General features: G+C 34.9%; 15 protein-coding genes and 1 pseudogene. 5 read left to right on the top strand and 11 right to left on the bottom strand.

All coding sequences use genetic code 11. The features are described from left to right. Positions 1-5 precede the first annotated feature (5 nt). Positions 6-608, top strand: coding sequence for an NUDIX hydrolase (locus tag ACP7AT_RS05370; protein WP_426063315.1), 603 nt, complete (start codon positions 6-8; stop codon positions 606-608). Between the two features lie 118 nt (positions 609-726). Here the strand turns inward: ACP7AT_RS05370 and ACP7AT_RS05365 are convergent, their stop codons facing one another. Then, on the bottom strand, positions 727-2,457 hold the full coding sequence (locus ACP7AT_RS05365) for a M14 family metallopeptidase (RefSeq protein WP_426063314.1): 1,731 nt from the start codon (positions 2,455-2,457) through the stop codon (positions 727-729). A 157-nt stretch (positions 2,458-2,614) separates the two neighbouring features. Here ACP7AT_RS05365 and ACP7AT_RS05360 point away from each other — a divergent pair, with 157 nt between their 5' ends. Further along, positions 2,615-3,961: a DEAD/DEAH box helicase gene (locus tag ACP7AT_RS05360; protein WP_426063313.1), complete on the top strand. Its 1,347-nt coding sequence runs from the start codon at positions 2,615-2,617 to the stop codon at positions 3,959-3,961. Between the two features lie 230 nt (positions 3,962-4,191). On the opposite strand, the gene ACP7AT_RS05355 is transcribed toward ACP7AT_RS05360, so the two are convergent. The 6 genes from ACP7AT_RS05355 to ACP7AT_RS05330 all read right to left on the bottom strand — a co-directional run bounded on the left by ACP7AT_RS05355 (position 4,192) and on the right by ACP7AT_RS05330 (position 7,696). After that, positions 4,192-4,770 carry a PhnA domain-containing protein gene (locus ACP7AT_RS05355; protein ID WP_426063312.1) on the bottom strand — a complete coding sequence of 193 codons (579 nt, stop codon included), beginning with the start codon at positions 4,768-4,770 and terminating at the stop codon, positions 4,192-4,194. 147 nt (positions 4,771-4,917) lie between these two features. Next, positions 4,918-5,373 carry a pantetheine-phosphate adenylyltransferase gene (coaD, locus tag ACP7AT_RS05350; RefSeq protein WP_426063311.1) on the bottom strand — a complete coding sequence of 152 codons (456 nt, stop codon included), beginning with the start codon at positions 5,371-5,373 and terminating at the stop codon, positions 4,918-4,920. A gap of 44 nt (positions 5,374-5,417) precedes the next feature. Continuing rightward, positions 5,418-6,110 carry a DUF421 domain-containing protein gene (locus ACP7AT_RS05345; protein WP_426063310.1) on the bottom strand — a complete coding sequence of 231 codons (693 nt, stop codon included), beginning with the start codon at positions 6,108-6,110 and terminating at the stop codon, positions 5,418-5,420. Between the two features lie 9 nt (positions 6,111-6,119). Further along, positions 6,120-6,464, bottom strand: coding sequence for a DUF5615 family PIN-like protein (locus ACP7AT_RS05340; RefSeq protein ID WP_426063309.1), 345 nt, complete (start codon positions 6,462-6,464; stop codon positions 6,120-6,122). After that, positions 6,461-6,685 (bottom strand): DUF433 domain-containing protein, encoded by a 225-nt coding sequence (locus ACP7AT_RS05335; protein ID WP_426063308.1) that lies wholly within the window; start codon positions 6,683-6,685, stop codon positions 6,461-6,463. The genes ACP7AT_RS05340 and ACP7AT_RS05335 overlap by 4 nt, the downstream gene beginning before the upstream one ends. Before the next feature lie 36 nt (positions 6,686-6,721). Further along, entirely contained in the window at positions 6,722-7,696 is a 975-nt protein-coding gene (locus ACP7AT_RS05330; protein ID WP_426063307.1) for a D-alanine--D-alanine ligase, read from the bottom strand. Positions 7,697-7,941: 245 nt separating this feature from the next. Here ACP7AT_RS05330 and ACP7AT_RS05325 point away from each other — a divergent pair, with 245 nt between their 5' ends. Together ACP7AT_RS05325 and ACP7AT_RS05320 are read left to right on the top strand one after the other, a co-directional pair. Further along, the gene (locus ACP7AT_RS05325; protein ID WP_426063306.1) at positions 7,942-8,568 is read left to right on the top strand and encodes a PASTA domain-containing protein; all 627 of its coding nucleotides are present in this window, start codon (positions 7,942-7,944) and stop codon (positions 8,566-8,568) included. Next, positions 8,558-9,601 (top strand): RluA family pseudouridine synthase, encoded by a 1,044-nt coding sequence (locus tag ACP7AT_RS05320; RefSeq protein ID WP_426063305.1) that lies wholly within the window; start codon positions 8,558-8,560, stop codon positions 9,599-9,601. Before ACP7AT_RS05325 ends, ACP7AT_RS05320 begins: the two co-directional genes overlap by 11 nt. A gap of 527 nt (positions 9,602-10,128) precedes the next feature. On the opposite strand, the gene ACP7AT_RS05315 is transcribed toward ACP7AT_RS05320, so the two are convergent. The 4 genes from ACP7AT_RS05315 to ACP7AT_RS05300 form a co-directional block, all read right to left on the bottom strand. Beyond that, complete coding sequence (locus ACP7AT_RS05315; protein ID WP_426063304.1) at positions 10,129-10,389, bottom strand: hypothetical protein; 261 nt, start codon at positions 10,387-10,389, stop codon at positions 10,129-10,131. A 508-nt stretch (positions 10,390-10,897) separates the two neighbouring features. Further along, positions 10,898-12,370, bottom strand: a complete 1,473-nt coding sequence (locus tag ACP7AT_RS05310) for a serine hydrolase (RefSeq protein WP_426063303.1) — start codon at positions 12,368-12,370, stop codon at positions 10,898-10,900. Positions 12,371-12,506: 136 nt separating this feature from the next. After that, positions 12,507-12,974, bottom strand: a complete 468-nt coding sequence (locus ACP7AT_RS05305; RefSeq protein WP_426063362.1) for an outer membrane beta-barrel protein — start codon at positions 12,972-12,974, stop codon at positions 12,507-12,509. A gap of 327 nt (positions 12,975-13,301) precedes the next feature. Continuing rightward, complete coding sequence (locus ACP7AT_RS05300; protein WP_426063302.1) at positions 13,302-13,886, bottom strand: DUF4142 domain-containing protein; 585 nt, start codon at positions 13,884-13,886, stop codon at positions 13,302-13,304. Between the two features lie 402 nt (positions 13,887-14,288). Here ACP7AT_RS05300 and ACP7AT_RS05295 point away from each other — a divergent pair. After that, positions 14,289-14,885 (top strand): annotated as a pseudogene (locus ACP7AT_RS05295) (IS91 family transposase); the annotation flags it as partial. Between the last annotated feature and the right edge of the window lie 209 nt (positions 14,886-15,094).

Raw genomic sequence — 15,094 nt, 5'->3', positions numbered from 1 at the left:
TACAAATGTATAAAGTTTTTGTTAACGACAAACCACTTTTTTTGACAAATCACATCTCCAAAGAGACAGATTTTCAATTATTTCTATTAGAAAGCATTGACATAGAGCAACTTATAGTTAAAATCTTTCAAAATAAAATTAATAAGGCCTATCTGTATCATCCGGACGAAAGCTTGATTATGAAGACTTTAAAAGCTAAAATTCCAGTGTGTAAAGCGGGAGGCGGTTTGGTTTATAATAAAAAAGGGGAGGTTTTATTCATTTTTAGAAACGGAAAATGGGATTTACCCAAGGGCGGAATCGAAAAAGGAGAGGAAATCGCAGATACTGCCATGCGTGAAGTAGAAGAGGAGACTGGCGTTAATGGCTTGTCGATATCTCACAAACTTCAAAAAACGTATCATGTTTTTAAACGGAATGGCAAATACAAACTAAAAATTACCCATTGGTTCGAAATGCAGTCTGATTTTGAAGGCACACCACAGGGGCAATTAGAAGAGGGAATTGAGAAAGTAGCCTGGATGAATCCGGAACAAATCAAAGAGGCGCTAAAAAACTCCTATGAAAACATAAAATTATTGTTCGAAGAAGAGAAGCTGCTGAAATAGCACTTCATTTTGTAAACAGAAAAGTTGATATAATAAAGTTGAACACGAATTTCACGAATTCCCACTAATTATTTGGTGGAAATTCGTGCTTAATAAATATTTTAATTCGTGCTTTTTTTTAATTTAAAATGCGATACACAGGATATTGTAAATGTGCCTTTTCATAATAAACAGAATGTTTGTAAATCCAGTCCAGCTGTGCTTCCGGATTATTGATAAAAGTAACGTCACTTTGTTTTTTCAAATCAAATTCGGCTTTTAATTTTGGATTTTCTTTCAAAATCTGTGTTGCCGAATCTTCAAAAACATAATCGGAATAACCTTCTTTTTGTTGTAACATCGTATCGAAAAAATTCCAGTTGAAAAAAGAATCTATTGCTTCCGGTTCCAAAGTTTCCAGTAGGTATTTGATTCCCTTTTGTTGTGTAGGAATAACGTAATCCCCTTTGGCGAAAGCCACTTTCTCTATTTTAGCGGTTACCGAAGTGTTTCGGTGTAAATAATGACCTTCATACGCTGAACTTGTTGTTTTAAAGTCGGCAATTCTATAGCTTTCGACTTCAATTATGGTATCTTTTTTTAGTAGACGATATGTTATCGTATTACTTTTTAATAATTCGATAACAGGCCAAAATCCTCTTGGAATTATATACGCTTCCGGTATGATTATCTCTTTTACCGATTTAAATTCCTTATTGTAAGGAATGTCTTTTTTGAATGGTTTTGTTTTATCATAAAACAGGCGATTTCCAGTTGTTACATCACTTTTTTTGTAACTGGCTTCGTAGCCTAAAAACGAAAAAGGAATCGTTTTTGTGCTGTCAATTTCCCATTTTATCGTGTACGATTGTTTTGGTCTATACTGCTCTTCATTTTTCAATCGCAGTTGTTTGATTTTTTGATAATTAGCATCCGTAAAATCAATTGCGGAACGCATGTATTCATACGTCACTTTCACGCGGTCGGCATATTTTTTAAGCATGTGCGTTTCCACCACAAAACCAATGGTATTAAACAATGAAGTATAACCGGTTGCGAATCTTGGGCTTTCAAAAAATTGACCAAAACCTTTTTCTGGTGTGTCCTGAAAAGCATTGACATAAGGCGTAGTTTCAATATTCTTTTTTTGTAAATCTTTCACCAAAGAAGGCATCATTTCAGTATTTAAAAAATCACCTAAAACGGTTCCTAATTTATTATGTTGGGTCATAATGTACGTCAGTTTGTATTGGTAATCTGCGCCATTGCTGACGTGATTGTCAATAAAAACATCTGCATTTACTTTATGGAATATTTCTACAAAGCTTTTCGTGTTACGGGTGTCTGATTTTATAAAATCGCGATTCAAGTCATAGTTTCTGGCATTGCCACGAAAGCCATAGATTTCCGGTCCGTCCTGATTGGCTCTTGAAGTGGAGTTTCTGTTTAAAGCGCCGCCAATATTGTACACCGGAATACAAACGATAACGGTGTTTTTTGGCGCTTTTATTTTACCTAAAGCTAAATCTCTAAAAAGCTGCATTGAAGCGTCAATTCCGTCCGGTTCCCCTGCGTGAATTCCGTTATTAAGCAGAATTACCGCTTTGTTTTTTTGGATGGTTCCAAAGTCAAATTGCTTTTCCGGATTAAAAATAACCATGTGCAAAGGCTCACCACTATCTGTCAAACCCATTTTTTGAATTTCGACAGTAGGGAAATCATCCGCCAGAAGTTTGTAGTACGCAATTGTTTCTTGATAAGAGGCAGATTGATTTCCATTACCTTTTTCGAAAAAAGTATCGTATTTGTTGTTTTTTTGTGCAAAAGTACTGATGGAGAATAGTAAAAAAAGGAATGTAAAAAGTCTCATTTTTCGATTTTTGAATGGAATATCAAATGTAGCTTTTTTTAGACAGCTGTAGATATGAATGTAAGAAAAGGAAATATCCGATTGAAAAAGAATGAAAATTCATAATTCAAAATTCATAACTCACAATTAAAAATTACCTTTGCACCAAATTGAAAAAATGAATAAGAAACACCATTCCAACAATATACTTTTGAATTTAGGCATCGAAAGCCTGAACGAAATGCAGGAAGTAGCGCAAGATACCATCCTGAATGACAATAATGTTTTATTGCTTTCGCCAACAGGTTCCGGAAAAACTTTGGCTTTTTTGTTGCCGATTTTAGAAATGTTACAACCCGAAATTCAATCGGTTCAATGTTTAATTTTGGTTCCGTCACGCGAATTAGGATTGCAGATTGAGCAGGTTTGGAAAAAAATGGGAACTGATTATAAAGTAAATGTGTGCTACGGCGGACATTCTATTGATACCGAAATTAAAAATTTAAGCAATCCGCCAGCAGTTTTAATAGGAACTCCGGGAAGAATCGCGGATCATATCGACAGAGGAACTTTCCGTTTGGATAAAATCCAAACGTTGATTCTCGATGAGTTTGATAAATCATTGCAATTGGGTTTCCATGAACAAATGTCTTTTATAATTGGAAAATTAACGAAACTCAACAAACGCGTTTTGGTTTCGGCCACTTCCGATATTGAAATTCCAAAATATACAAGAGTCGTAAACCCGACTATTTTGGATTTTATTCCAGACAACGTAGCAGAAACTAATCTTTCGATGAAAATGGTTGTTTCCAAGGAAAAAGACAAAATTGGAAGTTTGTTTAACTTGATTTGTTCGTTGAAATCGCAGTCGGCAATAGTTTTTTGTAATCATCGTGATGCTGCAGAACGCATTAGCGATACGTTGAACGAAAAAGGAATTTATGCCACGTATTATCATGGAGGAATGGATCAGGACGAAAGAGAACGCGCGCTAATCCAGTTCAGAAACGGAAGTGTAAGTTATCTAATCACAACTGACTTGGCAGCCCGTGGACTCGATATCCCTGAAATGAATCATGTAATTCATTATCATTTACCATCCAAAGAAGATGAATTTACGCATAGAAACGGACGTACGGCGCGTATGCTTGCTTCTGGAACTGCTTACATTATTGCTCATGAAAGTGAGAAAAAAATGGATTACATCGATTATGCAATGGAAGCTTTGAAAGTTGAAAATTCCACTTCATTACCAAAGCCACCTGAATTTCAAACCATTTATATCAGTGGAGGGAAGAAAAATAAACTGAATAAAATTGATATCGTTGGTTTCTTTTCCCAAAAAGGCAAGTTAGAAAAAGGCGATTTAGGATTAATCGAAGTGAAAGATTTTATCTCTTTTGCTGCAGTCAAATTCAATAAAGTAAAAGATTTATTGCACGCCATCAAAGACGAGAAAATGAAAGGCAAGAAATTTAAAATCGAAGTCGCCCGAAAAGTAATTAAGAAAGAAGAGGAGTAGTTTTTTAGTGTTCAGTGTTCAGTTTTTAATGTCTATTTTAAAAAAGTGTTCAATGTTTAGCTTTTAGTAAGCAGTAAAAAAATAGTTTACCAATAAAAAATCGTTAATAGTAAATTTGATTTACTATTAACGATTTTTTGCTTTAATGAAGTCTATGATTAAACTTTTTTCTGACCACTGAATTTTTTTATCAATTCAGGCACGGATCACTAAAAACTAAAAATTGACCACTATATTTTCTTAACATATTGCGTAATAATAACAATAGTCTGACCATCTACTTTTCCTTCAATATATTCGGCGTTTTCATGATCTAATCTGATGTTACGCACTGCAGTTCCTTGTTTGGCTACCATGCTTGAACCTTTTACTTTCAAATCTTTGATTAAAACGACTGAATCTCCAATTTCAAGAATCACACCGTTGCTGTCACGGTGAATTACTTTTGGTTCGTCTTCTTCGCCTTCACCTGTTGCTTGTGCCCAAACTAAATTATCTTCATCTAAATACATTTGGTCCAGTAATTCCTGAGGCCAACCAGAACCACGCAAACGGCTTAACATTCTCCACGCGACAACTTGTACGGCAGTATGTTCGCTCCACATGCTGTCATTCAAACATCTCCAATGATTTAAATCTACGTTATCCGGATTTTCGATTTGGTCGATACAGGTGCTGCAAGCCACTATACTTTCATCAAGTCCACCTTTTTTGGTTGGTAATACTTGATATACTTTTAGGTTTTCGGTTGCACCACAAAGTTCACATTTCGATCCGCTACGTTTGCTTAATTCTCTTTCTATACTCATTGTTTGATGGCTTTTATTTTTGGCTAATTTAAGATTTATTGCCTCGTTTCGCAAGTAAAATTGGTAGTGATTATTTGTCAAGTCGAGCGCAGTCGAGACGAATGGATAGTTCTCGAGTGCGCTTGACTTGACATAATCTCTTTAAAATTATTTTACTCGGACTGCATCGGGAACAAGCATTTCATATTGTCCACCATTGCGGATTACATCCCGCACAATGCTTGAGCTGATATACGAAGTTTTTGCTGCGGTCAACAAAAACACGGTTTCTATTTTTGATAGACGACGATTCGTGTGCGCAATTGCTTTTTCAAATTCGAAATCGGCAGGGTTGCGTAAACCACGAAGGATAAAATTAGCGTTTATTCTGTGGCACAAATCAATTGTCAAACCTTCATAAGTTATTACTGAAACTTTAGGTTCGTTTTTGAATGTTTCTTCAATAAAACGCTTTCTGTCTTCCAATGAAAACATGTATTTTTTTTCGGCATTGATTCCAATGGCAATTACGATTTCATCAAATAAAGATATACTTCTTTTAATTATGTCTTCATGTCCTAAAGTGATTGGGTCAAATGATCCCGGAAATATTGCTTTTCTCATTATACAAGATATATTTAAATCGAATGGGTTTTATTTGGGTTGAATTAAGTTTTTCTAAGTGTTCGTATTGCTTCGACCCATTCAGATTTTTCACAAACCCTGCACTCCGCATTTCCTGGTTTATGGCTTTCAGTATTTCCGCAAAAGGTGCAGGCATAAACACCTTCTGTTGGAATCGTTTTACTTTTAAGTTTAAATAAGAAAGGCAGAATTGGTAAGCCTGGTTGAACTTCATGGTCTTCATAATAGAAAACACTGATTTCGCCACTAGTTTCCATAAAGGCATTTTTCACCTGTCCTAAATGCTCTACTGATTTTAATCGGAGTTCCGAAAAAAATTCATCTTGTGCCAGACTTTCCTTTTTGAAAGTAGCAATTGAAAATTTGCCTTCACTGATAATACATTCAGTTTTGCCTTCTATAAACTCTTCAAATCGTTTACTTTTTCCGGTTAGCCAAGTTACTAAGCGGTATAAAAGGATAATTACTAGTAATACGGTTATGGGTGGGATTATTCCAACTTCTTCATAAAACATTGGATCTCCGGCTGCTGATCCTAAAGCAATAATGATGACTGTTTCAAAAACAGATAATTGCTTTACGCCACGTTTTCCAGCTACTTTTAATGTCAACAATAAAACGGTGAACATTACCGTGGAACGGAAAATGACTTCTAACAGAAAGGATTCTGGTAAATCATTGTATAATAATCGGTTCCATTCAAAGATTTCTATCATAGCAACATTTTAATTGGTTACCTCCAAACAGGCTATTTCTGAATATTCATCGGAATTTATAAAATCTTTGATGATTGCATTTTTTGTGTTTAATTGATTTGCTAGAAAATCAGTTTTGGTATTTCCAAAACGGAGCCAAATTATTTTTGGCGGATGACCTTTTAGATTTGCTAAATCAAAAAAATCAGCATCAAAAGTTACAATTGTAAATTTGTTTTCTTTGGCATACTTCCATATTTCAAGATCAGAATGATTTTCAATTCCGAGTTGTCTGACTTGTTTTGCTTCAGGGAAATTGGATTTAATTTTAGAGATAATTCTAAAAGAAATGTTTTGATCAAATAACAAACTCACGATGCAATTTGAATTTTACGTTCTCTATCAGCAGCGTAAGTAAGGCAAGCTTTGATTTGATTTTCGTCAATTTCGGGAAAATCTTCAATTATTTCATTTATGGTCATTCCATTAGCCAACCAATTTAAAACATCAAAAACAGTAATTCTGGTTCCAATTATTGTTGGTTTACCAAAACGAACACCTGAATTTATTCCGATATATTGTTTGTAATTAATCATAATGAGTTTTTTATACAAAGTTAACGAAATAATCAGTTATTCAGGCGAAGCCAATTCTATTGCATTTGTAAACAAATCTTCTAATGAAATTCCGGCGGCTTTGGCTTGTTGCGGAATCAAACTTTCCGTTGTTAATCCCGGAATAGTGTTCATTTCCAGCATGTGTGGTTCTCCGTTTACCAATATAAATTCGCTTCGGGAAAAACCTTTCATTTTCAGGACTTCGTAAGCGCGTTTAGCAATTTCACTCACTTTTTGAGTCATTTCATCCGAGATTCTGGCAGGAGTAATTTCTTGTGATTTACCCAAATATTTGGCTTCATAATCGAAAAAATCATTGTCCGAAACAATTTCGGTAATTGGTAAAACGGTTACTTTTCCTTTGTAATTGATGACCCCTACAGAAACTTCGGTGCCGTCAAGGAAACTTTCTATGATGATTTCGTTGTCTTCTTTGTAAGCAACTTCTATTGCGATAGGTAATTCGGCAGCCGTTTTAACTTTTGAAATTCCAAAACTGGAACCGGCTTTGTTTGGTTTTACAAAACAAGGCAAACCAACTTTAGCGACAATTTCGTCAGTATTGACAATATCGCCTTTGTTTAAGTAATAGGAAGTGGCGGTTTTTATGCCGTATGGTTTTAAAACTGATAATAGATCGCGTTTGTTGAACGTTAAGGCTGCTTGATAATAATCGCAGGAAGTTTGCGGAATATGCAATAATTCGAAATACGCCTGCATCAATCCGTCTTCGCCGGGAGCTCCGTGAATGGCATTGAAAACGCAGTCGAAAGTAATTTTATTACCGGCAACAGTTACTGAAAAATCATTTTTATCGATGGGGAATTCGGCGTCATTAGCATCAACATAGACCCATTTTTCTTTAAAAATATGGATTCGAAATCCGTTGTATTTCGTTTTGTCCAGAAATTGATGTACGACGTTTCCGCTGATAAGTGAGATTTTATATTCGCTGGAATATCCGCCCATGATAATGGCAATGTTTTTCATTTTTAGATGTTGGGTTTTGGTTCTTAGGTTTAAAAAAAAATAATGTTGTTTGCAAAACGATTTGTTTTTAGCCCCGATAGCAGCGATATCCTTTGCTTTTTTTCTTTAAAAAAGGAAAGATACTAGCGAATAGCGGGAAACAGCTCCTGAAATTCATCAGCAGGAATTCTAAAAACGATTAAACAAAATTATCATTTTTTTTGGAACGAAATAGGTTTATCTTTGCCACATATAAAAATAAATTTATGAGTTTACGTAAGTATCTTACCAGTCGTGTCTTTTTAGTGCAAGTATTAATTGCGATTGCCATTATTGTTGCTTTGGGGTATTTGTTTATGCATTGGTTGACTTTTACAACCGATCATGGTAATGAAATTGAGGTTCCAAATTTGAGTAAATTGACTGAAGAGCAAGTGGAGGAAAAGCTGGACGAGTTGGATTTAGATTATGTGCTTTTGGATAGCGTCGATTACAGAAGCAATTTTCCGCAATACAGTGTGGTTGAACAAGATCCGACCCCGGGTACAAAGGTAAAAGTAGGTAGAAAAATATATATAAAAATAAATACCTCTGGATTTTCATCCGTGCGAATTCCTGAATTAGTAAATAAAACGTATCGTGAAGCGGTACCTACTTTGAAAGCTTTAGGGCTTGAAGAAGGCGCGGTTACGTATGTTCCAAATCTTGGGAAAGATATGGTCTTGGAAATGCGTTTCAAAGGAAGAAACCTGAAAGCAGGCGACAGAGTTTTGAAATCATCTAAAATCGATTTGGTTTTGGGAGACGGAAAAATGAGTTACGAAGAAGAGGAAAATGCTGCCGACACGCTCGCAGCAACAATAGAAGAAGAAATACCAGTTGATGAACAATAATATAGAAACAATAGATTTAGAGGACGAGTTATTTGAACATTTCAGGTTTGAAGTTCCCAAAGGCCAAGCGTCGTTGCGAATTGATAAATACTTGATGGGCCTTATACAAAATGCGACTCGCAATAAAATACAAATCGCGGCTACGGAAGGAAATATTTTTGTAAACGACGCTACGGTAAAGTCGAATTACAAGGTGAAAGCCAATGATGTGGTCCGTGTTATGCTTACGCATCCTCCTTACGAAAACCATATTATTCCCGAGAATATTCCACTTGATGTTGTGTATGAAGATGATACGTTGCTATTGATAAATAAATTGCCCGGAATGGTGGTGCATCCTGGACATGGGAATTACACCGGAACTTTAGTGCATGCGTTGGCGTATCATTTTGATAATTTGCCAATGAACAGCAGCGAACGTCCTGGATTAGTGCATCGTATTGATAAAGACACTTCAGGTCTATTGGTAATTGCCAAAACCGAGGCGTCGATGACCCATCTTGCCAAACAATTTGAAGCTAAAACTTCCGAAAGAGAGTATGTGGCTTTGGTTTGGGGAAATGTGGTGGCTGATAAAGGAACGATTGAAGGAAACTTAGCAAGACATTTAAAAGATCGCATGCAAATGGCTGTTTTTGCTGATCCCGAAATAGGGAAACCAGCCGTGACACATTACAAGGTGTTAGAACGTTTTGGTTATGTGACATTGATTTCTTGTCAACTGGAAACCGGAAGAACTCATCAGATTCGGGCACACCTAAAACATATAGGACATCCTTTATTCAATGACGAGCGTTATGGCGGTCATTTGATTTTGAAAGGAACTACGTTTACCAAATACAAACAGTTTATTGACAACTGTTTCAAAGTGATACCAAGACAGGCTTTACATGCTAAAACGTTAGGTTTTGTCCATCCTACAACCGGCGAGCTGATGCGTTTTGATACGGAACTTCCGCAGGATTTGCAGGATTGTATCGAGAAATGGAGAGGCTATTCAAAATCCCATGGTACGGACGAAGACGAAGAATAAAATAGGAAAGTCTCGATCTTATACTACACAAAAAAGTTTAGATAAATTTATATTTGATTTTGATACTAATGAGCTCAATATTATATTGGGTTCATTCGTTTAATATTTTTTGAGGTGTGCAATTATTTAATTTTTGTAATGCCTTGATATAAAAATTTTTAAGTATTCATCATTCTGTTTATTATCAACTCAAATATTTTTTTCTCGTAAACTAACGTATTAATTCTGTAAATAAACTCGTTCAGGTGCATCTGAAGATGCTCTTTGTGAACCAAAGAAAAAGTACTTCTCAAAAAAGATTTTATTTAATAAATTACAGTGTGTAATTTTTTCGATGATTTTCCTTTGTCACTCTTAATCTGTATAAAATCAAACTTTTTTTTAACGAATTACATCCATTCTATTTGTCAATTTTTATTGACGCAGATTTAGAAATATGTTTCTCAAATATTTTGCGTATTTATTTGCACAAATAATCTTCAAACGGGTCAAACTACACTCTTTTAATTCCGGTAGTATAATTGGTTTCAACGGCGATCATCAACTTTATTTTTTGGAATATTGCTCCTCTCTTGTTTAGGATTTTCTTTGCCACCAAAAATAAATTCATCGACAAAAATATCAACAATCATTGGCTGTGATGCACTATTTGCCATATTAATTCTAACTTTTTTAATGAAATCAGTTGCCCTATTTGTGCTAATTTTTAATTGTTTTGCTGTTTGTTTTGTAGAGAAGCCTTTTGTGATTGCATTAATCTCAAAAACAATTGTAAATGCTTTTCGCAAATCAAATCGAACTTTGTGAAAAATAGTATCAACAATTGGGCTTATAATATGATGGCAAACGTTACAATCCCGCGCAAAATTCGTTTTACGAATCGTAAATTTTGTGTGATTACATTACACATTTGAAATCTGCTTTCCACTTTATTTTTGCTAAATATTCTAAGCAATCTAAATCCGTTGTGAACTCATTGTTGAATTTTAAAATACTTTCTCTTGTAAATTTTACGATACTTTGAATAAATGTCAATTGATCAGTAATTATCAAACCCCCAAAAAAAATAATTATACTGTTGCTGTCAATGGACAAGCCGCGATGAGATTAAACCAGCAAAATTCAAAAATTGAATTTCTATATCCCAATACACATGTTTATTTGACGGTTGGGAAGTCAACTAAGGCAGTGAAATAAAAAATGAATTAAAAAGCGTGATTTTATTATTATCCGAACGGATCGTGTTTTTGAAATCAAACATGATCCGTGCGGTTTTTTTTAAACAGTTCTACTAATTTAGGACTTTGAAATTTCTTCCAATACTTTTTTCCCGTTTTCATTATTTGGATCTAGCTCCAATGATTTTTTATAGTTGATAATCGCCAGCTTTTTATCTCCGTTTTTTAAATAGGCTTCTCCCAAACTATCGTAGGCATTTCCTGATTTTGAAAACGCTTCTACATTTAGTTTAAAAACTTCTATTGCTTCTTTTACTTTTCCGGTTTGTAATAATTGATATCCTGCGCTATTCATTTCATTTTCGTTGACAGCATAGGTATTTGAATTTTTATTTTCATTAAAATAAGTTAATCCCGAAATAATTCCTTTTTCCAGAATTACGTCTACGAAAGCAACAGCCAATGATTTTTTAGGTAAACTATATGGTTGATTGTATAGAATATTTCTAATTGCTTTACTCATCTCGTTTAAGTTCGTACCGCCCGTATTATTTAACAATACTACTAGATTTTTGTCAGAAGGAATACGGGAAAGCAAGGTGTTGAATCCATTTATTCCACCGCCATGCTCAGTAAGCAGGATACTCTCATTTTTTTCTCCATTGAAAGCCTTATTGATAAACCATCCGTAACCATATTGTCCCGGTCCTGCAGGAATATAGGAATTAAATAACAGCTCTTTATTTTTTGTTGAAAGTAACTGTTCTGTGTAAAGCGCTTGATCCCATAAATACAAATCGTCTACGGTAGCATATAAAGAACCGGCAGCGTAGGGGATAGACAAATCAAGATAACTGGCATTGCTGTAGTTTTTACCGTTTTTCTCATAACCGGAAGCTCTGTTTTTCAGAATCGTTTCATGGTGGTCGAATCCTGTATTATTCATTTTGAGTGGTGTAAGAATATTGTCTTGCAAAAACTGCTCATAGGTTTTACCGGAAACTTTCTCTATAATGTAACCCAATAAAAAATAGCCGGAATTGCTGTACGCAAATTTTTCGCCTGGTGTAAACTCCAGCGGTAAGTCAGCGAATTTTTTCACAAAAGCTTCCGGGCTGTATGGATTGAAACTTATTTCTTTCAAGAAAATAGGAAACGAAGTATAATTAGGAATTCCAGATGTGTGCGTCAGTAAATGATGAATAGTGATTTTATCGCCCAATGTTTTAGGATAATCAGGAAGATAGGTTGTAATAGGAACATCCAACTTTAATTTTCCCTGCTCAAGTAATTGCAGAATCAACATAGCGGTAAACTGTTTGGTAACGGAACCCAATCTATGTTTGGTATCCGGTTGGTTCGGGATATTCCATTCCATGTTTGCCATTCCAAATCCCTTTTTGTAAATGACTTTACCTGCGTCAGCGACAAGAATGGAGCCGTTAAATTGCCCGTATTCTGAATATAGATTCATCAACTTATCGATTTGTTCTGCTTTTGTTTGGCCAAAGGAAACCGTTATTGTAATTAGCTGAATGAATACACCAATTAGGATTGTCTTTAGTGCAAAATGTTTGGAACGTTGTTTCATGATGATTGTTGGTTTAAGTGATTGATGTTTTTTTTGAATTAATTAATAGCTTTTGTTTTTTGTGTCTTATTGTTATGGAAACGGATTGCAAAAATTCGCTAACGATTGTCGGATGTCAGTGCGGTCGGATAGTTTATTATATTCGAAAACCTAATCCAATTTTTAATAGATTTACGTTAGTATTAAATGTTGTATTTAGGGTTTCTTCAGCAACATTTAACTTCACATAATCATATTGAATCCCTATGAATATTTTAGTAGTTATATCGTAAGCAACTCCAAAATTAGCATTTATTCCACTGTCTGTTTTACTTAAACCTGAAACATCAAATCCGTTATTTGTTCCTGAAGCATCGAAAACCATAAAAGTATATCCAAATCCTATAAATGGGTGTAATTTAGAAATTGATTCTATTGTAAGTTCAGCAAAAATTTTTGGTTGAATAAGATATGATTTATCTTTAAAGTCTTGATTCCCATTATTGTCATTAGTGTTGTTTACTAAAATTCCACCATTGATAGATGTTCCAATGTTGATATTTTTTATTTTCGAAAATCTATATTTTGCTCCAATGTCAAAAATTCCGTTATAGTTTTCTGCGATAAAATTATCTCCAATTGGAATCGGGTAACTAGCTTCAATGCTAAATTTTGAATCTTATGAAAATGATTTGATTGATAAGATCAATAGTAATGCTAATAGTAATTTTTGTTTCATAGTTCTTTTTTTATGTGATTGCAACGTCTCGCGCATAGAGCTTGTGGCGGCGAAACGAACTGAGTTCTTTTGGCTAAGGTAAAGGTTTTTCGAAAGCAAAATCGTGAAGTTGATAAAAACCAGCCATGAGGTTTATGCGCTGTTAGTGGCTGGCTTTATATAAATAAAAAAACAGGAAATGACTCCTGTATTTTTAATTTTTGGAATAACCTACTAAGCGTTCAGTTCGCTCAAAATACGTTGAGTAATTGCGACATGTTCTTTAAAAGTAGCTAAAGCAAGTGTTGCTAAATGCCTACCCTGCCTTTCGGCTACAGCAGTTTTGCCTTTCGAATTGTTAAGATAATCCTGTGCCAAATCACGTAAGAATTCATGATTTTCAAGCTGTGCCTTTATATAGGTTTTATCAAATTCGTTTCCTGGAGGTGTGTTTTTAATTTTTTCTAGCGTAGCTTTCGCTTTTGGATCCATTGGCGGAATTGGTGTGCCTAAATCTTTAAGAACAGTAGTTACTGCAATTGCTTCAGTCAATTCAAAGCCCGCAAATTCCTTTGCGTTTTTCTGTGATGCTTTTTCTGTGGCTATTTTGCTGGTCACTAATGATAATTCTGCAGGCCCAATTACACCCATTCGAAATTCCTTTTCGTTTTTAGCATTTGGGTCATTTTCTTCATCATCTTCGAAAGTAGTAAAGGATTGCATACTTGGCGCTAGAATTGAAATTCCTGTTCCAACAGCTAGAGTACTTAAAAAAGATTTTTTGATAAAGTTGCGTCGAGGTTGTTGCTGATTGTCCATAATTTATTTTTTATTATTATTAAATAAAGTTAACGGTCAATTGAATACTTTTTCTTATATCATTTACTGTAAAAATTATATAATTAACTCATTTTATGGTTGTTATGAGTCAATGTTGATAAGCTTACCACTAACTTCAGTTCGTCTAAAAACCTTCAAACGAACTCATTTTAGTTAATCAGTGAGTCAATATATGTGATTTAAACTACAATTAAAATTCTTTTTGGAAAAAAGCATTCTTCATTCTTAGAATAAAACAATCCGTAAAAAGCGTTAAAAACTGCTGTTAGAACCCCAAAATACAAAGCCAATACTTTTAGATATTGTTTTAGTAGATTTTGGTCTATTAAATTAAATATTCGACGCAGGTTGTAGGCTGAAAAAATCAGGCCGACATCAGACAAGGTCTTGTCCAAAGTTTTTAGGGCTAAATTTTGCGGAAAACTCAAGGCGCAATCGCCTACTCAATACGAACAAATCCGGCAGGAATTATGGCAAAAACCATGGGTAGTATTTGCTAAGAAACCTTTTGGAAGTCCAAAGTCGGTGGTGGAATATTTGGGAAGATACACCCATAAAATCGCCATCAGCAATAATAGAATTAAGAGTATTGACGAGTAGAACGTGACTTTTGATTACAAGGATTACCGAGTAGCGGGCGTTAAAAAACAAATGACACTAACTCATCAGGAATTTATCAGGCGGTTTTCGTTGCATATTTTGCCCAAACGGTTTACTTCGTCAGTTCGCCCTTTGGGCTCGGGTGTGAAAATCCGTCATTATGGTTTTTTGAGCAGCACTTGGAAGCGTCAAAAGCTGAAACTTTTACAGGAAAAACTTAAAGTAAAAGTTTTAGAAAAAGCAGAAAAGAAGCCCTTTTTACCCAAGTGTCCTTGTTGTAAAACAGGCAATTTACACCGAATAGCAGTTTTTGACCAACGCGGTCCGCCTGCTTGGTATCTTGGCGGAAGCCAAAACGTTATTGCTTGTGAAAACTAATTTTACGGGTAAGGGAATTTGTGTTCAAAAGTGACGGAAAACACGAAAAAACTAGCTGAAACCACTCCGCAAAAAAAGAGGAACAAAATCCTATTGAAAATACCGCTACAATCTTTACGATAACTCCATAGTGTTGACGGCAGGTACTCGGTTCTCCCGTAAAAACGGGACAGGCTGTTCAACACGGGTTTCATTGTTGGTGCTGCGCA

This window comes from Flavobacterium sp. DSP2-3-1 (assembly GCF_049896865.1).
Lineage (GTDB): Bacteria > Bacteroidota > Bacteroidia > Flavobacteriales > Flavobacteriaceae > Flavobacterium.
The sequence above is the reverse complement of the archived record's forward strand: the minus strand, read 5'-3'. Positions and strand labels throughout refer to the sequence as shown.